We start from the raw sequence: 22,991 nt of genomic DNA, 5'->3' as shown, positions 1-22,991 counted from the left end.
CCCCTCCGCGTCGTACCCGTGCCGGTCGTATCCCTCCTTGTCGAAACCGTCCCTATCGAAACCGTCCCTGTCGTATCCGTTCCTGTCGACCCCCTCCCGATCGAAACCGTTGTGGTCGTACCCCTCCTCGTCGTAACCGCCCCGGGGATTCCCGAACCCGTTGTATCCGTCCTTGTCGTATCCGTCCCTGTCGTACCCGTACCGGTTGAACCCGTCCCTGTTGTATCCGTCCCGATCGAAACCTCTGAAGTCGTACCCCTCCTTGTCATAGCCGCGCCGATCGAGACCGTTGTGGTCGTACCCCTCCTCGTCGTAACCGCCTCGAGGCTGCCGGAATCTGTCGTAGCCGTCCCTGTTGTATCCGTCCCTGTCGTACCCGTTGTGGTCGTACCCCTCCTCGTCGTAACCGCCTCGAGGCTGCCCGTCTTGGTCGTACCCGTCCCGGTCGTATCCGTCCCTGTCGTATCCGTCCCTGTCGTACCCGCGCTCGTTGTATCCGTCCCTGCCGTACCCGTGCCAGTCGTATCCCTGCCTATCGAACCCCTCCCGGTCGAAACCGTTGTGGTCGTAGCCGTCCTCGTCGTAGCCGCCCCGGGGCTGGCCGTCCCGGTCATATCCGCGCGGGTCGTACCCGTCCTTGTTGTATCCGTCCCTGTCGAATCCCTCCCTGGTGTACCCGTCCCTGTCGTACCCCTGCCGGTCGTATCCCTGCCTGTGGACCCCGTCCCGGTCGAAACCGTTGTGGTCGTAGCCCTCCTCGTCGTACCCACCCCGGGGCTGGCCGTCCCGGTCATATCCGCTGCGGTCGTATCCGTCCCTGTCGTACCCGTTCCGGTCGTATCCGCGCATGTCGAATCCGTCCTGGTCGAACCCGAACTCGTCGTATCGGGGGCTCCCATTCCCCTCGGACGTCGGCTCACCCGGTACGACAGGCGGCTCACCCGGTTGCTCGCCCTCTGGCCGCACACCGGGGACCGGCTCGCCCCGCGGTGCAGCAGTCCCGGGCGGCACGGGCGGCGGCTGCTCCCCTGTGGTTCGAGGGTCGGGTGTGACGACACCACGGCCGTCGCCGGAGTCGCCTCTCCTTGCCGCGGCCGGAGCCGTCGCGGGCTGATTCTGGCGCGCATTGCCGGCTCCCGGTGAATCACCGACATTACGGAATGGATTGTCCGGCCAGATGCCTTTGCTTTGCAGTTGGACATCGACATTTCTGGCGAAATCCTCGAAAGTCCCGCCGTTCTCCAATGTCTCATGAAGCCCGTCATATATCGCTTCTGCACGTCTGGTACCGAAGCTGTGTCCCTCTACGGTGGGTTCCGCACCGATAGAGACACCGTCCATGACCTGATGGGTCATGGCAGGAGTCAGATGCATGAAGGCATTGGGATTTTTATCCGAATACCCACCGAGCCAGTCCGTAACTCGATTCGCGGAGTCGATATCCTTGACATAGATGACGATATTGTCCGGACGATGACTGCCCGGCCCGGAAATCTTCGCAGCGTACACGTCGGGGAAATTACCCGGATTATCGATCACATCATGCACGAGAGAGCGCATCATAGCGGGCGCCGAATCACCTCGCGCATTGACATACACGCGGTATCCGACGTCGTCCGAGTCGCCACCCTCCCTCAGGTAGTGAACAAAACCCCTGTCGTTCGGACTCATACCCGCCGCAACGGACGGATTGAATTCTGAAACGCCCTGAGATGTTTGATACACGGCCCGCGCACCGGACGGTCGGTCCGCAGACAAATCTCCCAGAGCGTCTACATATCCCCGTCCGTCGTTAACCGGATTGAACTCGTACGCTTTAGCGTACGCGCTGTATACATCGTTTGCATCAAACGTGAATTCGCGGTCGAGCCACACCTCGTGCAGAAAATCGTTCAGACTCTCCCTGGACAGCGACGGCGGTTCGACACCGTTGCGGGCATGAGATTCCTCCCGCAGCATAAAAAGGTCGCCGAAAGATGAATCGTCACCCATTCGATCCCGCAGATCCCGCAACGACCTGGGCTCATCGAAGATATCCGGATGGTCCGCCAGCGCTCGGGCAATCACCTCGTCGGGATTGCTCGGCGGTCGAACCGGTCCCGGATCTGTCACCGTTGGGCCGTGTGGGAGTGATCCCGGATGAGCGAGCACAGCGGCCGACCCGAGAAAACCACCAGCGAATCCGGTGATCACGGCCTGCTTGAGCTCTTCTTTCGTCGGCAGACGTCCGGTGAGCACGACCTGGGCTCCCACGCCCGCCACGCCGCCGGCGACACCACCCACGGTGCCGATCACCACGGTCGGCCCCACCCGGGCCAGATACTTCATCGCCTTGGATGTCGCCTGCTGGGCCGCCCGGGCATATGCCCGATTGACGATCGGCGCCAGTTTGAGGCCGGCGGCCAGGCCGGCACCACCGGCGATACCGCCGATAGCAGCCGATCGGCCGACGCTGCTCCAGTCGATCTCGTCCCGATGATGGAACTTGTACTTCTGAATCGCTTGCGCCGAAAGGTCGACGAGGCCGCCGGTTCCCGCACCCACCCCCACACTGATCGCGGCCACCTTCGCCAGCGGAATACCCCCGCGCCGCAACACGGCCGCAGCACCGTCCGCCTCCACCCTGTTCAGGAGCGTGCGTCCCGCCGCCTTCCATGCGACCTCGGCCCGCGCCTTGTCCGCGGCAGCCTTCATCGCGCCGGGCCCCACGAGGGCGAGGTCGACCGCGATCTGCACGAGCAGCGCCACGCCGGTGGTTATGACCAGCAGCTTCGTATACTCGACATTCTGTGCGGTTTTGTTCAGCTGATCGGCCATGACCCGGCAGCACTTTGCCGAATTGCGCATGTCCGCGACGACTTGTTGATTTCTGCCATCTTTCGCGTTCGAGGTGAGCCCCGAAATAGCCAGCTGCTCCGCCGCGGAAGCCTGCTCATATCGACCTGCTTCGGAATCCCAGTGGTCCGCGAAAGTCGACCAGCCGGACGCACACCGTCGCATCGCGTCCTCGTCGCCCTCCGGGAAATGCCCGGCGCAGGCCGAAACCAGCCAATCCGGGAACTCACTCGGCAACCGCAGGGTCATGAGGCGATTACACCTGCTCGCGTATGTGGTCCTTCGGACTGTGCCGCCTGGCGGTCTCCACCAGCAACCGGTGCAATACGCGCGCGGGCGCACCGGCGTCTGCCGGGTTCATCTGCACCTCGACGAACGCGTCCGCCAGGGCCATTCCGGGCTCGAAACGGCCGTTCGGGAAACCGTATCGACTCAACCCGTCCCGCCATTTCAAATACCCTCGGACGATACCGCCGAGTGGCGTCTCGAGTCTGGTGTCACCACACTCGGACAGGTATTCGGAAATCATGGTCCGCTGCGACACCGCGCGAGCCGCGAAGCCGCCGGAGATATCGAGCGCATGGCCGAGTTGACGAACAATGGTGGAATATACGGGCCGATTCTCGGATCCGCGAGAAATCTTGCCGCGCCCGGTTTCCGCAGCGACCTTCTCCGCCAATGTCTCAGCGTCCTTCGCGAACGCCACGTTCAGAGTCAAACCCGCGAGCAGGGGACCTGAACCATCTGCATTTCGAGACCGTTCGAGCCTGGTGACAGCCTCCCCGCATTCGGCGATCGCGAATTTCGGAAGTGCGATATATGGATACGCGGTGAGAACATCGTCGAGAGCCGCAGCGATCTCCCGGAGAATATCCAGGCCGATGCCCGGAGTTTCGAAACCGAGAACTCGCAAACCGTGGCGCGCCATCAGCGCTTCGGCAAGCTCCCGGGCTTCGTCGGGCGTAGCGAGGCGCACCTTCTGCTGCTTGTCCTCGCGCCGGGGACGAGCCTGAGGTGCCGAGACCGCCTTCCGCGGCGCAGTCTTACCGGGAGAAGCCTTCGGCGCCGACGGCGAATTGGGCCGCGCCCCATGCGATTCACCGGGCCGATTCGACGGAGCGGACACTTTCCTCGGAGCACTCGGGCCGGTCGGCGCGGCACCCGGCGATCGCGACCAGGGCGTGTTCGGTCGCGCCGGTTCCACCGCCCGCGCACCGTCGCTCTTGTTGGAAGTTCCGTTGGCCGCAGTTTCCCGGGGCGGCCTACCAGCCGCAGTTTCCCGGGACGACCTACGCCCGGTATCCGGTGGCAGTGCCCCCGATGACGGCTGTGCCCCGTTCGTACTCGGTGCCGGGGAATCAGATCGACCTGTCGCCTGCGAATCTCCGGAGGTTGCCGGTGTGTCGTTCGAGGGGGCGCCCGGCGAATTCGAGGCCGGCTGCCCGGCACCACCTGCTCGCTCACCGTTCGATGGCGTACTGTTCTGCCCTGCATATGCGCCGGGTCCGATAATGGATTGCGATGGACGTGCAGATCCGGTTGTCTGGGCGACGCTGGAAGGGGCCGTATTCGGCGGCGCAGCGCCCGAATACGGCTCGATTCCTGAGCTGTACTCTCGGTCGGGCATCGCACCGAGAACCGATGACCGGCCGAGCTCATCGGCGTTGTTGACTCGTTTCGCTATGCCGCCCAGAAGATTTCCCTCGGTGGTGAGCGATCCGAGCGTCTTACTCAGACTGTCGAGCAGAGTTCTGGAGTCCGGCACATAGGTTTCCGCAAACGAGCGACCGGGGGTATCCTCACCCCAGCAATCGCCTTCCGCCGCCAAGACGGCCCGAAGCTCATCGTGGGCCCGGCGGGCGGACTCCCCGATGGACTCGTATTCCTGCATGACGGCATGGAGGCGATCCGCATCGACCCGCAGCTCCTGCGCCATCTCAACCCCCTGACTCGGTTATCGACGATTCTCCGTCTGCGGGGTCACTTTCCCGACAATGGGAATGCTCACTGTTGGTGGCCAGGCGTGATGTACGACAGTTTCGAGATGCACGTTCCGGACGTGCTCGCGAGGCAAACGAACGGAGTAGATCGCTATGGGTGGTGCGAACCTGTCTGCGTCCAAAGAGATTGTCCTGCAGTTGCTACGCGGTGAGATCGACGCCGACCGTAATCGCGCGATGTTCGAAGAGGACGTCGTCCTGTTCGCCCTGCTTCGCTTGGACGACAAGGAGCCCGAGTGGTTGTTGCGCGAGATCGCGAACACCACCTGGCCGCGCAAGTTGCGGGAGACCCTCGCCGCAGCGATGGTGAAACACCGAGCCGAGGCCACCACGGCGCTCGGGGACGATCCCCGATGACCGATCCGCTCGGCCCGGAAGACGACGACTTCCGGCGGCAGGCGCGTATGGAGATCAACCACATGCTCGACGTCTACGAAGAGCAGAAGGCGAGCCTCGCGGAAATACGAGCCCATCTCGATTCCGTTCGTATCCAAGCCAGTTCCGTGGACGACACCGTGGCGGTGAGCGTGGATTCCGCCGGTATCGTCACCGAAATCAAGCTGCAGCCCGCCGCCATGCGGGCCAAGCCCGACGATCTGGCCCGCAAACTGACCGAGGTCATACGCGAAGCTGCCGCTCATGCCCGGAGATACACCACAGAGAAGATCGCGCCGGTGACCGATATCGTCGGCACTCTCCCGGACCTGCCCGAACTGCTTCCCGGCGCGCCCAGCCTGCGCGATCCCTTTCCGCCGGAGGATGATTCGTAGGTTGCCGCGTCGTCACGGCAACGCCACCCACAATCGAGGCCAAGCTGTTGACCGGAAGTGTGTACCAAGTCACACTTGCGGCTGCTACCGTCCCCAGCACGCGGTCGGGTCGTGTGGAGGTGGTTGACGTGGGCGTCGGTATCGGGTCGGTGCTGCACGGGGTTGCGCGCAAGGCGGTCGGGGTGACCGAGGCGGTGCGGGCGTTGAATGTGCTGCGGGAGCGCGGGTTCATCGATCCGCGCAATCCGGGTGAGACGGTGTTGTCGGCGAAGGAGGGGCGCCGGCTCGGGCCGCAGGCGACGATGGTGCGGCATGCCGCGCGGATGTGGCCGCAGCGGACGGCGCTGGTCGACGAGCACGGCAGTATGACCTTCCGCGAACTCGACGACAATTCCACGCGGCTGGCGCGCGGGCTGCAGTCGCTCGGCGTCGAACCGGGAACGGTGATCGGCATTCTCGCGCGCGATCACCGCGGGCTGCTGCTGGCGATGGCGGCCGCCGGAAAGGCCGGTGCGCGGCTGGCGCTGATGAACACCGGCTTCGCGAAGCCGCAGTTCGCGCAGGTCTGCGAACGCGAGCACGTGAAGGTGGTGCTGCACGACAGCGAATTCGTCGGCCTGCTCGACGCGCTGCCGCCGGAGCTGCCGCGCGTGATCACCTGGGTCGACGACGGTGCCGAATTGCCCACGGGCGCGATAACGATCGAGGAACTGATCGCCGCCCACCCGCCGAACGAGCTGCCGTTGCCGGCCAAGCCGGGCGGCTTCGTGATCCTCACCAGCGGCACCACCGGCCTGCCGAAAGGCGCTCCCCGCGAGGCGGTTTCGCCGATCTCCTCGGCCCAGATCGCGGATCGGATCCCGTTCCCGCCGCAGGGCACCATGCTGATCGTCTCGCCGATCTTCCACAGCACCGGCCAGGCCACCTGGCTGGTCGCCACCGCCCTCGGCGCGACGACGGTGATGATGCGTCGCTTCGACGCCGAGCGCACCCTGGCCCTGATCGCCGAACACGATGTCGACCTGCTGGTAGCGGTGCCGACGATGCTGCATCGCATGGTCGAACTCGATCCCGCGGTGCGCGCGCGTTACGACCTGTCCTCGCTGAAATCCATCGTGCTGGCCGGATCGGCGCTGTCTCCGGAACTGTCGGTGCGCGCCGCCGAGGCGTTCGGCCCGGTGCTCTACAACCTCTACGGCTCCACCGAATGCGCGGTGGCGACGGTGGCCCAGCCGGCGGATCTGGCCATCGCCCCGGGCACCGCAGGACGCGCACCCATCACCTGCGAAGTGGTGTTGTTCGACGAGAACGACAAGCGCGTTAACGGCCCGAATGTCAAGGGGCGCATCTTCATTCGCTCCGGTGCGCCGTTCGGCGGGTATACCGACGGACGGCACAAGCAGATCATCGACGGCTATATGTCCTCCGGCGACGTCGGCCACTTCGACGAACACGGACTGCTGTTCGTCGACGGCCGCGACGACGACATGATCGTCTCCGGCGGCGAGAACGTCTTCCCGCAGGAGGTCGAGAACCTGCTGCTGGAGCGGGCGGACATCTTCGACGCGGCGGTGGTCGGCGTGGACGACGTGGAATTCGGCAAGCGCCTGCGCGCCTTCGTCGTGCCCGAGCCGGGCGCCACCCTGGATCCGGACGAGATCAAGGCGTACGTGAAGGGCACGCTCGCCCGCTACAAAGTGCCGCGTGACGTGGTGTTCCTCGACGATCTGCCGCGCAACGCCACCGGCAAGCTGTTGCGCCGGGCACTGGTGGAATACCAGATCACATAACCGGTCACTCGACCAGTTGTGCGGTACCGTCGGTTACAGAGACGCGAACCACATCCCTGCGCCCCTGCTTGCTAGGGTTGGCAGGCACTGGATCTCGATGTTGCGGTCCCGCCTGCCTGGCGGAATCCGCGGAAGGTTGTACCTATGTCAGCTGTCCTTCCGTCAGCAAGCACTGCCCTCCGAAAGGCCGGAGATCTGGCTCTGGGGGTCAACGTCATGCGCAAACGCGGGCTGTTCAGCCCGCTGCGACCGGATCATGCGGTCAGCTCGGCGCTCAACGTCACCAAGTTCGGACCCTTCGCGGGCGTGATCATGCACGCGGCGAAGACCAATCCGAAGTCCGCGGCGCTGCTGGACGAGCGGGGCGAGCTGACCTTCGCCGAGGTAAACGAGCAGTCCAACCAGCTGGCGCGCGGCCTGGCGGCGCACGGCCTGCGCGAGGGCGATGTGGTGGCGCTGCTGGCGCGCGACCACCGCGGCATGGTGCTGAGCCTGGCCGCGACCGGCAAGCTGGGTGTGCGCGCGGTGTTGATGAACACCGGCTTCGCGAAGCCGCAGTTCGCCGACGTCGCCACGCGCGAGCAGGTGAAGCTGGTGCTGCACGACAGCGAGTTCTTCGACCTGATGAGCGCCATCCCCGACGAGATCCCCCGCATCCTGACCTGGGTGGACGAGGCCGACAACGTCGATCCCGCGATCCCGACCGTCGATTCGCTGCGCGAGGGACAGTCCCCCGATGCGGTAAGTGCGCCGGCGAAGCCGGGCGGCATGGTCATTCTGACCTCCGGCACCACCGGCACCCCGAAGGGCGCGCCGCGCGACAAGGTCAGCCCGTTCATCTCCGCGCAGTTCCTGGATCGAATTCCGTTGCCGCGCAACGGTTCCATGGTCGTCGCGGCGCCGGTCTTCCATGCCACCGGACTGTCGCAGTTCACCCTCGGGCTCTCGCTGGGCAACCGGATGATCTTCCAGCAGCGGCGTTTCGATCCGGAGCAGACGCTCGCCAACATCGACAAGTACAAGGCGGAGTCGCTGGTCGTGGTGCCCACGATGCTGCAGCGCATGCTGGACCTGCCGCCCGAGACGCTCGCCAAGTACGACATGTCCTCGCTGCGGATGATCTTCGCCGCCGGCTCGGCGATCCCGCCGGACGTCGTGACGCGCAGCCTGGACTACTTCGGTGACGTGCTCTACAACGTGTACGGCTCCACCGAATGCGCGCTGATCACCGTGGCGAGCCCGGAGGATCTGCGCAAGTCGCCGAGTACCGCGGGCCGTCCGCCGCTCGGCATCCGGCTGGCGCTGTTCGACGAGAACCGCAAGCGCATCACCGAGCCGAACGTCACCGGCACGATCTTCATCGAGAACGCGCACTCGTTCAAGGCCTACACCGACGGCCGCACCAAGGAAACCATCGACGGCATGATGTCCAGCGGCGACGTCGGGCACTTCGACGAGGACGGGCTGCTGTTCATCGACGGCCGCGACGACGACATGATCGTCTCCGGCGGCGAGAACGTCTTCCCGCAGGAGGTCGAGCACCTCATCGCCGACCGCGCCGACGTGCAGGAGGCCGCGGTCGTCGGCGTCGACGACAAGCAGTTCGGAAAGCGCCTGCGCGCCTTCGTCGTTCCCGGCCCCGATTCCCAGCGCGACGCCCAGGAGATCAAGGACTACGTCAAGGCGAACCTGGCGCGCTACAAGGTGCCGCGCGAGGTGATCTTCCTCGACGAGCTGCCCCGCAACGCCACCGGCAAGCTGCTGCGCAAACCGCTGACGGAAATGGACGTCACCGGCGACTGAGTCGTCCCCGCATCGGCCCGGGAGTGCGACTCCCGGGCCGATCGCGTGTCCGCGGAACTTCCACGCGGAATGAAGTCTTCGTATCTGTGAATTGGCTTCGAAGCGGTCAGCTATCATTCAGCTCGTGTTTCCCCCGTCCGGCCGCGTATCGGCCCGCGCCCAGGTGTCGACGCGTTCGCGTCGAGCCGCGGTGGCGCGGTTGCGGGGTGCGTCGGCCGGATCCGTGTCGGGAGCCCTGTCGATCGCCGCGCACGGTTGGGCGGCGGGCGGGATGCCGGTACAGTCCAGCACCCTGATGCTGCTGGTGGCCGCCTCCACGGCGGTCGGCGCGCTCGTCGCGGGGCTGGCACCGCTGCGCACCACCGCCGTCGGACTGGTCACGGCTCTGTGGGGCGGACAGCTGATCGGCCATCTGGTGATGTCGGCCGATATGGCGCAGATGCACGATATGCCGCTGTGGACGCCCGCCATGCTGGGCGCCCACCTGGTCGGCGCGGTCTGCGCCGCCGTCGTCATTCTCGGCGCCGAGGCCGCCTACCGGATCGGTACCGCGGTCGCGCGTGTCCTGCCGGTCCCGGTGAGCCTCCCGGCGATCGACGAATCGATTCTTCCCCGCAGCGTTCACCGCGACCGGGTGATCCTGCGGATCTTCCCCACCGAAACCTTCCGGACCCGGGGACCACCGCTCTCTGTCTACTGCTGAGACATCTCAACGCCCACATTCGCGAATCATCCTCGCCGACAGTGCGTTTCGTAGTACCGCCACAGTCCCAGTGCGGCGGTACTACGAGGCCACCTCTCTGCCGGATTCGGTCGCACCGCACGGCACGCCGCCGCGCGGTGTCCTCGGCCGCACCGTCCGGCCGCGCATCGACTCCGCACCGCACTCCGCGTCGGTGACGATCGAGGCGATCCGAGCCACGGCGGCGCGATCTTCGCGCACAACGATGTGGGTGCCCTCGAAACAGGAGCACTACCAGTGAGCATCACCGATATTCCGGCCGCGGGCACCGAGCCGCCGCAGCCGGACAAGTCGCCGCCCGTCGCGGCGCAGCAGTCACCACCCGGTTCGGCCGAACAGTCGCCCACGGACGCGGCCGGACCGTCGCGACCGTCTCGGTCCGGCACCGGACGAGCGGTGCAGGCGCTGGCCATGCGGCTGCACTTCTACGCCGGCGTCTTCGTCGCGCCGTTCATCCTGATCGCGGCGGTGACCGGGGCACTGTACGCGGTCGCGCCCAGCATCGAGTCGATCGTGAATCGCGACCTGCTGCACGTCGATTCGACCGGTCCGGCGCGGCCGCTGTCGGAGCAGATCGCGGCCGGTGTGGCCGCCGAACCGACGCCGGCGCTGGTCGCGGTCGACCCGGCGCAACACGCGGGCGATACCACGCGCGTGATCTTCACCGATCCGAGCCTCGGAGAATCCGAGCGGCGCGCGGTCTTCGTCGACCCGGTGACCGCGACCTCCGTGGGCGACAGCGTCGTCTACGGCAGCACGGGTGCACTGCCCCTGCGCACCTGGATCGATGTGCTGCACCGGAACCTGCATCTCGGCGATGCGGGCCGGCTCTACAGCGAGATGGCCGCGTCGTGGATGTGGATCATCGCGCTCGCCGGTGTGGTGATGTGGTTGCGCCGCTCGCGCGGTTCCGCGCGGCGGCTGCTGTGGCCGGATCGGTCGAAGGCCGGTCGCCCGCGCAGCGTCACCTGGCATGCCGCGGTCGGGATGTGGATCGTGCTGCCGCTGCTGTTCCTCTCGGCGACCGGTATGACCTGGTCGCAGCATGCGGGGCAGCACATCACATCGCTGCGGCAGCAGTTGAACTGGACCACTCCGGTCGTCGACACGGCACTGCCGGGTGCACCGATGCCGGCGATGCCGGCCGGTGGTGAACATGCCGAACACACCGGCGGACACGGCATGTCGATGCCCGTTCCCGCCGACCGCGCCGCTCGGGTGGACAAGGTCCTCGCGGTGGCCCGCGGGCACGGTATCGACGGTCCGGTCGAGATCACGATCCCGGCGAAGGACACCACCGCCTTCACCGTCAAGGAACGCCGCCTGCCCGGGGTCTACACCCAGGACGCGATCGCGGTGGACGGTAGGACCGGCGATGTCACCGACATCCTGCGGTACGGGGACTGGCCGCTGATGGCCAAACTCGCCAGCTGGGGCATTGCGCTGCATATGGGCATGTTGTTCGGCCTCGCCAATCAGCTGTTGCTGCTGGCCACGATGATCGCGCTGATCACCGTGATCGGACGCGGCTACCTGATGTGGTGGCGACGGCGTCCGACCCGCGAGAACAGCCCGTTCACCTTCGGCCGGGCCCCGGCACGCGGAGTACTGCGACGGGCGCCGCTGTGGATCAGCGTCCCGCTGGTCGCGGTCACCGTGGGAATCGGATGGTTCGCACCGGTGCTCGGCGTGAGTCTGCTCGCCTTCCTGATCGCCGATATCGTCCTCGGCCTGATCGCCGGACGACGCCGGGAAGTAGTCGCCTGAAGTCCTGAATCGCATTCGGTCACGACACCTGCCGACGTAATCCGGCTGCGCCGGAACATCTTTCCCACTCGCACGAGCGACGCCGAGTCGCCCGTGCGGTGAACCGCGCGCTCGGCCGGGCCGTGACAGCCGCCGACAGCGATCGGCCGGCATCACCGATTGCGCCGTCTTCCGGCGGACACACCGTTTTCGGTCGTCCGGGGCTGCGTCATGCCCGCATTCGGCGCCCTCGGCACACCTACAGCAACTTTCGTTTACCTGATACCGCAAAGGGATTCATCACCATGGGAATCAAGAACATCGCCGCCACCGCCGCCCTCGTCGCCGCCGCCCTGGGCCTGAGCACGGCCACCGCGGGCGCCGAGCCCGCCGACGCCGGTGCGGTCGGCTTCCAGACGACCACCACGCCGACCGGCACCGTCATCTCCACCGATGCCGGATCGCTGTCGGCCGACGACGGCGTATTCACCGTCAAGGCGGCCGACGGCACCGTGCTGGCCGGAACGCGGCTGTCCTTCCGGGTCGACGATTTCGTCTTCCCGATCGAGGCGCAGATCCACGACCGCACCGCGACCCTGACCCCGAAGTTCGACCTTGCGCACGCGGCGTACCAGCCGGTCGCGATGCCGTTCGAGGACAGCGCGCCGTGGAAGACCCCGTACGACCGGGAGCAGGCCGCGTGGAGCCGGATGACCAGCACCCTCAGCGCCGGCGCCTCGATCGGCACCCTGGTCGGCGGCATCGGGGGCGCCGGAATCGGCTGTGTCCTGGGCGGAATCGCGGGCGCGACCATCGCGGCGGCCACCATCGTCGGCATGTTCGGCCCGTTCGTTCCGGCCGCGGTGGTGGGCTGCCTCGGCGGCATCGTGGCCATCGGCGCGCTGGGCACCCTCGCGGGTCAGTTGCTGGTCACCGCCCCGGTCGCGGTCCTGGCCGCGGCGCAGTACTTCACCACGGTGAACTCCCCGTTCCCCGCGAAGTGAGGTAGGTGAGGCGACCCGGCGGAGGCGCCCAGCGCAATCCGCCGGGATCGGCGCCGGCACGGCCGTTCCGGGATATCGTGCACACGATCAGCACAGGTTGTCTCCGTTTTCCCTTCGCGAAGGAGTCACCGCGTTATGAACGAATCCTGGTTCCGCCGCGCCGCGCTCGCCGGTATCGCCACCGCGGCGGCCACCGTCCTCGCCGCCGCCCCGGCCTCCGCCCATGTCACCGTCTCCGGTCCCGACGCGGCCCGCGGCGGCTCGGCGGTGCTGACCTTCCGGGTGCCCAACGAATCGGCCACCGGTAGCGCCACTACACAACTGAGCGTGCAGCTTCCGGCCGTCACGGAAGCCGAAACCGAACCCGTGCCGGGCTGGAAGACGAAGGTCACCCGCGACGACAACCACCGGGTCGTCGCCGTCACGTGGATGGCGGATCCGGGCGGCGGCATCGGGGCCGGGCAATTCGAACAGTTCTCGGTGCTGGCCGACGGTCTGCCGGACGCCGACACCGTCACGCTGCCCGCCACCCAGACCTACGCCGACGGACGGGTCGTGAAATGGGATCAACCCGCCTCGGGTGACACCGAACCCGAATTCCCCGCGCCGACACTGGCATTGGCGCCGGCGCACGAGGGCGGGGCGCAGAACCACGGCGACGTCCACGTCGCCGCCGCGGCCGAGGAGCACGAGACCGACACCACGGCGCGATGGCTGGGCAGTATCGGCATCGTGCTCGGCGCCCTGGGCGTGCTCGCGGCCGCCACGATGTTCACGCGGAACCGGTCCCGGCACCAGCCGCCGCCCGGTCGGCACCCGGGAGCGTGATCGACGGAGACCGCCCGTACATTGACGACGACCGCAATGGCTGATCACGGGCGAGAGTGGGAGTGAGCGTGCCGGAGCAGACCGTCGGCATCATCGGCGCCGGCATCATCGGACTGGCGATCGGCCGGGAAATCACCCGCCGGCGGCCCGGCAGCCGAGTCGTCGTCGTGGACAAGGAGGATCGGGTCGCGGCCCACCAGACCGGTCACAACTCCGGAGTCGTCCATGCCGGAATCTATTACGAGCCCGGGTCGCTGAAGGCCACCCTGTGCGCCCGCGGACGGCAGCTGCTGCGCGACTACTGCGCCGAGAAGCGGCTGCCCTACGACGAGGTCGGCAAACTGGTCGTCGCGGTCACCCCGGACGACGTGGCGCGGATGGACACGCTGGCCGAGCGCGCGGGCAGCAATCGCGTACCGGGACTGCGGCGTATCGATGCCGATGAGCTCCGGGAGATCGAACCGCATGCGACGGGACTGGCCGCGCTGCATTCCCCGCATACCGCCATCACCGACTTTCCCCGGATCGCCGCCGCCTTCGCCGACGACATCATGGCCGCGGGCGGGCAGATCCGGTTGTCCGTTCCGGTCACCGCCGTCACGCGCGCCCCGGACGGCATCCATCTCGGTTCGGACGCCGCGGACCTCGTGGTGGATCGGCTCGTCGTATGCGCGGGCCTGCACAGCGATACCGTGGCCGGGCTAGCCGGAGATGAGCCGGGGCCCAGAATCATTCCGTTCCGGGGCGAGTACATGCTGGTCCGGCCGGAGAAGAAGGATCTGGTGCGGGGACTGATCTACCCGGTGCCCGATCCGCGGTACCCCTTTCTCGGCGTGCATTTCACCCGCCGGGTGAACGGGGAGGTGGAGGTGGGGCCGAACGCGGTGCTCGCCCTCGCCCGCGAGGGGTACCGCCGGTCGGCGGTCTCCGCGCGAGACCTGCGCGAGCTCGCGGCCTGGCCCGGGTCCTGGCGGATGGCGCGCCGGCACTGGCGCACCGGAGTACGGGAAATCTACGGCTCACTGTCGGCGCGCGCCTATATGCGGGCGGCACAACGGTATGTCCCGGATATCGGCGTGCGCGATGTGTTCCGGGCCGGTTCGGGTGTGCGGGCGCAGGCCGTCGACGCCGGCGGGGAACTCGTCGACGATTTCCGCATCCACCGCCTCGGCCCGATCACCGCGGTCCGCAACGCCCCCTCCCCCGCTGCCACCTCGAGTATGGCCATCGCCGAGCATGTCGTCGACGTACTCGAGCAGGACGGCCGATAGCGCTGGGTCGCTAAGGTTCCGCCGGGCCGCCGGGCGACTCGGTCTCGGACTGCTCCGGTTCGGATTCGGTGAGTTCGCGGACCGGGCGTAGCACCACCCACAGCAGGAAGGCCGCCGCCGCGACGAGCATCCCGATCCCGGCCCAGAGGTTGATATTCCACCCACCCGTGCGCACCCGCTGGGCGGCGGTGTCGTGGACGAGCGAGGTGACGACGAGAATCAGGCCGTAGCACCCGAGCAGGGCACCGACGATGGTGCGGATATCGAAAAGCATGGCGTCACTTCCTCATCCGACGAAGATGTTCAGCGCGATCACGATGACCAGGGCGATCCCGGCGAGCAGCACCGGTCGCTGATACCACGGCAGCGTCGCGGCATCGGGGTCGGTGAGCTGGGCCTTCGGCGTCTCCGAATACACCAGCCCGACCAGTTCGGCGTCGGGTTTGGGCGTGGTCCACATACTCACCGCGATACTGAGCACCATATCGACCACGAAGGCCACACCGGCGGCGACGAAACTCGACCCCTGCCCGGACAGATGGAACACCTCGGCCTTGTTCAGGATGAATATCACCACCGCGCTGAGGGTTCCGCACACCAGGCCGACCCAACCGGCGGTCGGGGTCATCCGCTTCCAGAACATGCCGAGGATGAAGGTCGCGAACAGCGGCGCGTTGAAGAACGAGAACAGCGTCTGCAGGTAGTCCATCATGTTCGAGAAACTGCCCGCGATGAACGCGGTGCCGATCGCGACGGCCGTGGCGCCGATCGTGGCGAGGCGGCCGACGGTGAGGTAGTAGCCGTCGGGCTTGTCCTTGACCGCGTACTGCTGCCACAGGTCGTAGCTGAAGACGGTGTTGAACGCCGAGATGTTGGCCGCCATCCCGGCCATGAACGCCGCCAGCAGACCCGCCAGGCCGACGCCCAGAAGTCCGTTCGGCAGAACCTCTTTCATCAGGTAGAGCAGCGCCTGATTGTAGGTCGCGTCGCCCTGCCCGGTGTTCTTCAACTCGGCGATCTGCGGGATCAGCAGTGCGGCGACCATACCGGGGATGACGACGATGAACGGGATGAACATCTTGGGATAGGCGCCGATGATCGGGGTGCGCCGCGCGGCCGAGATCGAATGCGTCGCCAGCGCGCGCTGCACCTCGACGAAATTCGTTGTCCAGTAACCGAACGAGAGCACGAAGCCGAGACCGAGCACGATGCCCGTCACCGACAGGACGTTGTTCGAGAAACCGCTCAGCTCGTGGCCCGGCCAGGAATGCCACTGTTCGGAGCCGTCGGGCCGGGCGGTCACCTTGTCCTTCAAACCGCTCACACCGCCGATGCGATGCAGGCCGACCAGGGTGAGCGGCAGCAGCGCCGCGACGATGACGAAGAACTGCAGCACCTCGTTGTAGATCGCCGCCGACAGACCGCCGAGGGTGATGTAGGACAACACGATCAGCGCCGCGACGATCACCGACACCCAGAGCGGCCAGCCCAGCAGCACGTTGACGATCGAACCCAGCAGATAGAGGTTCACCCCGGCGATCAGCACCTGGGCGACCGCGAAACTGAGCGCGTTCACCAGATGCGCACCGGTGCCGAAGCGGCGCCGCATGAACTCCGGCACGCTGCGCACCTTGGAGCCGTAGTAGAACGGCATCATCACCACGCCGAGGAACAGCATGGCCGGCACCGCGCCGATCCAGAAGTAATGCATGGTCGGCATGCCGTATTCGGCGCCGTTGGCCGACATACCCATGATCTCGACCGCACCGAGGTTCGCGGAGATGAAGGCCAGGCCGGTGACCCAGGCGGGCAGCGACCGACCCGACAGGAAGAAATCGATACTCGAGGAGACCCGTGCGCGGGCCATCAGTCCGATACCGAGTACGAACACGAAATACACGGCGACCAAGGCGTAATCGACGGGCGCGGCATCGAGCCGGAGCTGATCCGCACCCAGCACCGCCGCCGCTGAGTCGAACCGGTGCGGTAGCTGAGCTAGAGGCTGCATACGGATCTCCTGTCGGAAAGACCAGCGGTCGACCGGGTCGCGATGTGCCCGGATCGTAGCGCGCCCCAGTGCATCTCCGGGGCCAGTCCGCGTCCCGCGCGGCGCGCGCCGGGTCGATCTGCCACTCTTCGAAGAAGGATTTTAGAGAAAGGCCGCCCGGCAAAATGCAACACTGGTGAGCCCGGGAAGGATCGAACACGATGCTCACAACTCATACTTCGCTCGACCCCCTCGGCCGCCGTGATCGCGATCGCGAAGGATCCGCGACGCTGACGATCGAGATCGGCACGGCGACGGGAAGGGGCGCTACCGAGGTGGCCGCCTTCGACGCGGCGCTGTGCGAACTCGGTGTGGGAGAAGCGAATCTGATCCGATTGTCGTCGGTGATCCCACCGCGGGCACAGCTGCGCCGCACCGCGCGGGTGCGCCAGCGGATCAGCTGGGGCGACCGTCTCTACTGCGTCTACGCCCTCGGGCACGCGCGGGCGCCGGGCGCCACGGCGGCCGCCGGGATCGGCTGGACCCTGTGCGCGGACGGTTCCGGCGCGGGCCTGTTCGTCGAACACGCCGCCGAAACGACCGAGCAGGTCGATGATCTCATCAACGCCAGCCTCGCCGATATGACCGCCGCGCGGCCGGGACGCTTCGGCCCGATCCACACCGCCACCGTCGCGGCGCGCGCCGACGGCCGCGACACATGTGCGCTGGTGCTGGCCGCGTACCGGGCCAGCGGCTGGGATCGCCCGTGAACGATGCGCTCGGCCCCGGAGCGTTATGGCCGGGCGTCGAGATCACCCTCGAGGCGGCGATCGCGGACGCCGAGATCGAACTCTTCCACGACCTCTACGAGCAGGCCTTCGGACCGCTGCGAGCGCAGGCGGTCGCCCGGCAGGTGCTGCACCGCAACGAGTTCCGCGCGGAGATGACCGATACCCGGGTCGACAAGATCGTGGCCCGCACGCCGGCCGGCGAACCGATCGGGCTCACCACCCTGACCCGGCATCTGGACACCGTGCCGTGGATCAGTCCGGAGTACTTTGCGACACGGTTTCCGCAACACGCCGAGCGCAATGCGATTTACTATGCAGGTTTCACCCTTGTTACCCCAACTGCGCGACACGGGGTGGCTTTTCATGCCATGATCAGTACAGTTGTCCAGATCCTGGCGGCAGATGGTGGGGTCGTCGGCTGGGACATCTGCTCGTACAACAATTCTCAATTCTCGTTCGCCGACGCACTGCGCAGTGCGATCGGTGAACAGGCGAACGTGGAAGTCGCGATCGAGGATTCACAAACCTACTACGCGGCTCGGTTCATCGACGACGACGCGGACGAGGGGGGCTGATGACATCCGGCACACAGCACCACCACACCACCCGCATCCGGCCGCTACGCACCTGGCCGCCGGAAAAGCTCTGGCGCACAGCACTATCGGCCGCCGTCGTCCTGATCGTCGTGGTCCTGGCGAGCGCCGAATCACCGGCGCTGTCGCTGACGGCGGTCCTGGGCGTCGTCGTGGCGACGCTGACCATGATCGGGACGGGAGTGCGCCGGCATCGGCCGCCCGCACCGGCGGCCTGGTATCTGCTCGCCCTCTCCGGCGTATTGTTCGCCGCCGGAACGCTGCTGCGCGATTTCACCGGCAGCGGATTCCCGCCCTACGACGATCTGGCGACGCTGGCCGGCTACGGCGGCGTCGGCGTCGCCGCCTTCCTCTGGCTGTGGCCGCGGCGCTCCAGCTGTCAACGCGATCTGGTGCTGGATTCGGGGTTGATCGCGCTCGGCGCCCTGCTCGCCTCGTGGACCTTTCTCATCTCCCCCGTCCTGCACAACACCCGGCACTGGGACGCCTCGGCGCTGATCATGCCGATCTATCCGGTGATCGACGCCCTCCTGCTGACGCTGGTCACCCACTCCGTGGTCACGTCGTCGCGTTCGGAGACCTCGTTGCGGCTGGTGCACGTCGGCCTGCTGGCGATCCTGGTGGCCGACCTCGGCTACAACCTGCAATCCGCCGGATCGGTGCATCTCGACGCACGCATGCTGTTGACGCCGCTGCTCGTCGCCTACGCGATGGTGGGGCTGGCGGCGCTGCATCCGACCATGGTCACCCTCGGCGGCGCCCGGCGGGTGCATCCGCACCGGTCCCGCCAGCGCGCCAGCGTGATCGCGGTGACGCTGGTGGTCGCCTCACTGGTGCCGACCGTCGGCGCACGGGTCGGCACGGTGGACCGGGTGGTGGTGTCCGCCCTGCTCGCCACGCTGCTGGTGGGTGTGCTGGTGCGCAGCGAGCGGGCGATCGTGCGCAGTGCGCGCAGCGAACGCCGGGCCCAGTACCAGGCCGACCACGATATGCTCACCGGCCTGCTCAACCGGTCCGCGTTGCTGCGCGCACCGGCCCGCAATCGCGAACTGTGGACCGGCCGCCCGATCTGCCTGCTGTTCCTCGATCTGGACGGCTTCAAGACCATCAACGACAGCTACGGTCATGCGGTCGGCGACGAACTCATCGCCAATGCCGCCGCCCGCATCCGCCGTGTCATCCACCGGGACGACGTCGCGGCCCGCTACGGCGGCGACGAATTCGTGGTGCTGGCCGGCGCCAACCGCGCCGAGGCGGCCGTCCTCGCGGAGAAACTGCTGGCCGCCTTCGGCAAACCCTTCGAACTGTCGGTGACCGAGGTGACCATCGGCGCGAGCATCGGCATCGCCTGCAGCGGGCCGCGCAGCACCGACGCCACCATCTACGACCTACTGCGCGAAGCGGACTCGGCCATGTACCACGCCAAGGACTATTCGCTCGGCTGCGCGTTCCACGACGACCTGCGTCACCTGCCCCCAGCCGAAAGCCGACGGCGCGTGCGCCGGCACGAACCAGCGGTATGAGCGGCGGTCACACCGCGGGCAGCCGGTCGGAACCGCTGCCCGCGCCCTCGGGTGCGAGCGCGAAACGTTCGGCGAATTCCGACATCTGATCGTGCTGCTGTGCGGGTTCGGCCCCGGCGAATCCGACGACGAGGCGATGCACACCGTGTTCGCCGAGTTGTCCGGCACGGTCGGCGGAGATATCGGCCGATCCCCAGCGCGTGTACTCGAGAGCCGCGGGATCGCGGCCCGCCTCGACGGCGGCGTCGCGGGCCAGCGCGAACTGCCGGTCGCGCTCTGCTTCGGTCAGCATGCCACCGGCGAAATAGCCGTTGCCGCGCCGCCCGGCACGCCGCGCGGCCGCCGCGCTGGAACCCCCGACGTGAATCGGAAGTTCGCTCCCGCCAAGCGGTTTGGGGTAGCTGCACAGATCGTCGAAAGCGAAGAACTCGCCCCGATGGCTGACCCCCTCCGCACCACCCGACCACAGCAGCCGCAGCACGTCGATCGCCTCGTCGGTACGGCGGCCGCGGGTGCGGTAGTCGACCCCGAGCGCCCGGGCCTCACCCGGCAGGCTGCCGAGGCCGACGGTGAGCAGCCGCATCCGCCCGCGAGACAGCACATCGATCGTCGCCAGCCGCTTGGCCAGCACGACCGGATGGCGGTAGGGCAGTAACAACACTCCCGTACCGAGCAGAATCCGCCGGGTGGCGGCCGCGACGAAGCTCAGGCAGTCGAGTGGATCGAAATACGGCAGGGTGGGCGGCAATTCGCCCGCGCCGTAGTCCGCCCCGGGATACAGCGCGATGTGATCCTGGACGTAGAGCCCTTCGAATCCACAGTTTTCGGCATGCCGGGCGAACGCGACGAGCCGATCGGGATCGGTGCCGTTGAACGCCGTGCTGTAGCTGACCGCGAAACGCATCCGGAAAACCTCCGAGTTAGCAGGTGAACGCGCACTTCGGCAGCGGCCCGGTGACAGCGTCGATCCGGTCCGTCAGTTGCCGGCGTGCGGCGCCGAGTCGGGCGATCGCATCGTCGATCTCGGCCAATTTGCGACGCAGTGACTCGACCGATTCCGGGCATTCGTCACCCGACTCGTTGCCGCCGCGCAGACAGGTGACGAACGGCTGCGTATCGGCCAGATCGAATCCCAGCTCCAGCAGATCCCGGATCTTGCGCACGACGTCCACCTCGTGTTCGTCGTAGACGCGGTAGCCGTTCGCCGACCGCCGGGACCGGACCAGACCCTGCTGCTCGTAGTACCGCAGCATCCGGGTGCTCGTCCCCGCTCGCTCGGCCAGTTCTCCGATCAGCATGAATTCCCTCTCGCCACTGCGGCCGCAACGCTAAACGTTGTCATCGGTGTCAACGCAAGGCCGCGGGCGCGTATTCGCGCCTGCGCGGAGGGCGAGGTGGCGAGCGGCCCGGCTAGCCGGACAGTTCGTCGAGGAGGCGGCGGGCGTGTTCGAGTTCGGCCTGCAGTTGTTCGACCTTGGCGCGCTGCGAATCTCGAACGGCGTCCAGGACGGAATCCACGACCTCGGCGACCTCGGGGTGCAGCAGCTTCGCGGCCTGCGCCACCGACGCGCCCGGTACCGACAGCCCCTTGATGGTGCGCTTCTTGCCGTGCACCACATCGACGGTCCATTCACCGTCGGCGGTGCCGGCCAGGGTGACCGTCACCTCGGGCGCCTTGGATTTGCGGGCGGCCGCGGCGGGCTTCTCACGCGGAGTGCGGGCGGGCGTGGCGGCGGGTTTGGCGGCCGGTTTCGGGTCCGAAGCAGGTTGCGGCGCGGGCGTTTTCGACGCCGCGGCGGGCGCCGCTGCCGGAGCGGGCGGCGCGGGCGGCGTGGTCACGGACGACGACATGCTCACAGCGGTGTCCTTCCTCGTTGCCGGCGGCGTGGCGCCGGTGGTCTCGGATGTGGTGGTGCGCTTGTCCTTGCGGGCGGGCTTGGCCAATGTCACCTCGGTCGGCGAGAACGACATGACATCCTTCGAGCCGGTCGGCCGGACCTGCAGGAAGTCTCCGTCGGCGGGGTCACCGAGTGCGATCACCTTGCCCGAACGCCCCTCGGATACTCCCACTGCGGCCGGAGTGAACCACACCATGGGTGGCCGGCCGTCGGCGAGCTCGGCCGCTATCTGTCGAATCTCGGTGTCGGACAACGGTTGCGGTTTGGTTCGTGGGGACGACATGGTGTACTCCGGGCGGGCTCGTAGACATCGGCGTGCCAAGAGCATGCCCCATGGCACCGACAAGTCCACATCGCGTGTGGCGCCCGGGCCCCGGCCGACACGTCGGCAACAGCTCAGCGAACCGGCCGGGTCAGGAACGGCGAACTCATCCGAGTGCACACGTGGCATCTCGAATCCTCGAGGTCCGCCCGTCGACACGGGAAAGAGTCCGCCGCAATGTTTCGGCGAACCATCGGGCCCGGCCCCTTCTCCGGCCCGCGGCGAGCGTCACCGTCCCGCCTCGGGCGACACCTTCGCCGCTGTGTCTCCGCGCCGGTCAGGGGCCGAAATCGGTGCGCGCTCTGGCTCCCGGCGACTACGAACCGGTAGCGTGCGCTGTTCATGAGGAGTTCGGTGGTCGTCGAGGTCTGCCGATGAGTTCGCGATATCTGCCCGGCCTGAGCGAAGAGCGCCGGGCGGTGATCGAATTCTGCGGGGAGTTGACCGAGGAGCAGTGGGCCGCGCCCAGTGCGGCCGCCGGATGGTCGGTGGCCGAGGTCGTCATCCACATGACGACCGGAGTGCGCGCCCTGCTCACGCCGAGTGCCGCCGCCATCGTCGCCACCCGCGATCTGGAGCGCCTCAACGAACAGCTGGTGGACGAAAAGCGTTCCCACACAACGCGTCACGTGCTCCCGGAGTTCGAGACCTGGTCGCGGCGGGGCGTGCGGGCGCTGACCCTGTTCACCGCGGCGGGGATACGGCGCATCCAGCTCCCGATCGGCGAACTGGGCTGGTATCGGCTGGATCTGATTCCGGCGATGCTCCTCTTCGACTGGCACACGCATCTGCGCCACGACATCGCACCCGCGCTCGACCTTCCGCCACCGCCCACCGACGCGCTGCGCATGAACGCCATCCTGACCTGGCTCACCGTCTTACTGGAACGTTCCCACCGCGAGGCGCTGAGCTGGCTCGACGCCCCGGTGGCACTGACTTTCACCGGCCCCGGCGGCGGCACCTGGCGGATCGAGCCGCGCGGCGGGCGGCTGCGGGTGCGGCCCGGCCGGGCCGCCGGCGCCGCCGCCCACATCGCCGCCCTGGCGCTGGAGTTTCCGCAGTGGGGCACCCGGCGGCTGCCGTGGCGG

At 67.4% G+C, this 22,991-nt stretch carries 20 protein-coding genes; 13 read left to right on the top strand and 7 right to left on the bottom strand.

Annotated elements, in window-relative coordinates:
- Both AC5592_RS09730 and AC5592_RS09725 read right to left on the bottom strand, forming a co-directional pair.
- The coding region (locus tag AC5592_RS09730) for a T3SS effector HopA1 family protein (RefSeq protein WP_442789561.1) at positions 1-3,084 on the bottom strand (3,084 nt) is incomplete at its 3' end.
- 7 nt (positions 3,085-3,091) lie between these two features.
- The gene (locus AC5592_RS09725; RefSeq protein ID WP_157121712.1) at positions 3,092-4,771 is read right to left on the bottom strand and encodes a hypothetical protein; all 1,680 of its coding nucleotides are present in this window, start codon (positions 4,769-4,771) and stop codon (positions 3,092-3,094) included.
- Between the two features lie 157 nt (positions 4,772-4,928).
- Here AC5592_RS09725 and AC5592_RS09720 point away from each other — a divergent pair, with 157 nt between their 5' ends.
- From AC5592_RS09720 to lhgO, 9 genes are all read left to right on the top strand, one after another.
- Positions 4,929-5,192 carry a hypothetical protein gene (locus AC5592_RS09720; protein WP_063063997.1) on the top strand — a complete coding sequence of 88 codons (264 nt, stop codon included), beginning with the start codon at positions 4,929-4,931 and terminating at the stop codon, positions 5,190-5,192.
- Positions 5,189-5,605, top strand: a complete 417-nt coding sequence (locus AC5592_RS09715) for a YbaB/EbfC family nucleoid-associated protein (protein WP_063063996.1) — start codon at positions 5,189-5,191, stop codon at positions 5,603-5,605. Before AC5592_RS09720 ends, AC5592_RS09715 begins: the two co-directional genes overlap by 4 nt.
- 128 nt (positions 5,606-5,733) lie before the next feature.
- Positions 5,734-7,395, top strand: coding sequence for an acyl-CoA synthetase (locus AC5592_RS09710; protein ID WP_232329279.1), 1,662 nt, complete (start codon positions 5,734-5,736; stop codon positions 7,393-7,395).
- A gap of 144 nt (positions 7,396-7,539) precedes the next feature.
- Positions 7,540-9,198: an acyl-CoA synthetase gene (locus AC5592_RS09705; RefSeq protein ID WP_063063995.1), complete on the top strand. Its 1,659-nt coding sequence runs from the start codon at positions 7,540-7,542 to the stop codon at positions 9,196-9,198.
- 124 nt (positions 9,199-9,322) lie between these two features.
- Entirely contained in the window at positions 9,323-9,901 is a 579-nt protein-coding gene (locus AC5592_RS09700) for a hypothetical protein (protein ID WP_063063994.1), read from the top strand.
- Positions 9,902-10,351: 450 nt separating this feature from the next.
- Positions 10,352-11,707 (top strand): PepSY-associated TM helix domain-containing protein, encoded by a 1,356-nt coding sequence (locus AC5592_RS09695; protein ID WP_084506514.1) that lies wholly within the window; start codon positions 10,352-10,354, stop codon positions 11,705-11,707.
- A 284-nt stretch (positions 11,708-11,991) separates the two neighbouring features.
- The gene (locus AC5592_RS09690) at positions 11,992-12,690 is read left to right on the top strand and encodes a DUF8020 domain-containing protein (protein WP_036504278.1); all 699 of its coding nucleotides are present in this window, start codon (positions 11,992-11,994) and stop codon (positions 12,688-12,690) included.
- Positions 12,691-12,825: 135 nt separating this feature from the next.
- Positions 12,826-13,518 (top strand): YcnI family copper-binding membrane protein, encoded by a 693-nt coding sequence (locus AC5592_RS09685; protein WP_063820407.1) that lies wholly within the window; start codon positions 12,826-12,828, stop codon positions 13,516-13,518.
- Positions 13,519-13,586: 68 nt separating this feature from the next.
- Complete coding sequence (gene lhgO, locus AC5592_RS09680) at positions 13,587-14,789, top strand: L-2-hydroxyglutarate dehydrogenase (RefSeq protein ID WP_063063999.1); 1,203 nt, start codon at positions 13,587-13,589, stop codon at positions 14,787-14,789.
- 10 nt (positions 14,790-14,799) lie between these two features.
- Here the strand turns inward: lhgO and AC5592_RS09675 are convergent, their stop codons facing one another.
- Both AC5592_RS09675 and AC5592_RS09670 read right to left on the bottom strand, forming a co-directional pair.
- Positions 14,800-15,063: a hypothetical protein gene (locus AC5592_RS09675; protein WP_063063993.1), complete on the bottom strand. Its 264-nt coding sequence runs from the start codon at positions 15,061-15,063 to the stop codon at positions 14,800-14,802.
- A 12-nt stretch (positions 15,064-15,075) separates the two neighbouring features.
- The gene (locus tag AC5592_RS09670) at positions 15,076-16,797 is read right to left on the bottom strand and encodes a sodium:solute symporter family protein (protein WP_232329278.1); all 1,722 of its coding nucleotides are present in this window, start codon (positions 16,795-16,797) and stop codon (positions 15,076-15,078) included.
- 200 nt (positions 16,798-16,997) lie between these two features.
- Here AC5592_RS09670 and AC5592_RS09665 point away from each other — a divergent pair, with 200 nt between their 5' ends.
- From AC5592_RS09665 to AC5592_RS09655, 3 genes are read left to right on the top strand one after another with little or no spacing between them, the layout of a single operon-like run.
- The gene (locus AC5592_RS09665) at positions 16,998-17,546 is read left to right on the top strand and encodes a pyruvoyl-dependent arginine decarboxylase (protein WP_083871071.1); all 549 of its coding nucleotides are present in this window, start codon (positions 16,998-17,000) and stop codon (positions 17,544-17,546) included.
- Positions 17,543-18,142, top strand: coding sequence for a hypothetical protein (locus tag AC5592_RS09660; RefSeq protein WP_051024863.1), 600 nt, complete (start codon positions 17,543-17,545; stop codon positions 18,140-18,142). Before AC5592_RS09665 ends, AC5592_RS09660 begins: the two co-directional genes overlap by 4 nt.
- The gene (locus AC5592_RS09655) at positions 18,142-19,683 is read left to right on the top strand and encodes a GGDEF domain-containing protein (RefSeq protein WP_083871076.1); all 1,542 of its coding nucleotides are present in this window, start codon (positions 18,142-18,144) and stop codon (positions 19,681-19,683) included. The genes AC5592_RS09660 and AC5592_RS09655 overlap by 1 nt, the downstream gene beginning before the upstream one ends.
- Before the next feature lie 7 nt (positions 19,684-19,690).
- Here the strand turns inward: AC5592_RS09655 and AC5592_RS09650 are convergent, their stop codons facing one another.
- From AC5592_RS09650 to AC5592_RS09640, 3 genes are all read right to left on the bottom strand, one after another.
- Positions 19,691-20,587 carry a TIGR03619 family F420-dependent LLM class oxidoreductase gene (locus AC5592_RS09650; protein ID WP_063063991.1) on the bottom strand — a complete coding sequence of 299 codons (897 nt, stop codon included), beginning with the start codon at positions 20,585-20,587 and terminating at the stop codon, positions 19,691-19,693.
- Positions 20,588-20,603: 16 nt separating this feature from the next.
- Positions 20,604-20,981 carry a MerR family transcriptional regulator gene (locus AC5592_RS09645; protein WP_036504284.1) on the bottom strand — a complete coding sequence of 126 codons (378 nt, stop codon included), beginning with the start codon at positions 20,979-20,981 and terminating at the stop codon, positions 20,604-20,606.
- Between the two features lie 112 nt (positions 20,982-21,093).
- On the bottom strand, positions 21,094-21,864 hold the full coding sequence (locus AC5592_RS09640) for a DUF6319 family protein (RefSeq protein ID WP_063063990.1): 771 nt from the start codon (positions 21,862-21,864) through the stop codon (positions 21,094-21,096).
- Positions 21,865-22,277: 413 nt separating this feature from the next.
- Between AC5592_RS09640 and AC5592_RS09635 the strand changes: the two genes are divergently transcribed.
- On the top strand, positions 22,278-22,991 hold a 714-nt coding region (locus AC5592_RS09635), incomplete at its 3' end, for a maleylpyruvate isomerase N-terminal domain-containing protein (protein ID WP_063063989.1).

Source organism: Nocardia violaceofusca NBRC 14427 (assembly GCF_963869435.1).
Lineage (GTDB): Bacteria > Actinomycetota > Actinomycetes > Mycobacteriales > Mycobacteriaceae > Nocardia > Nocardia aobensis.
The sequence above is the reverse complement of the archived record's forward strand: the minus strand, read 5'-3'. Positions and strand labels throughout refer to the sequence as shown.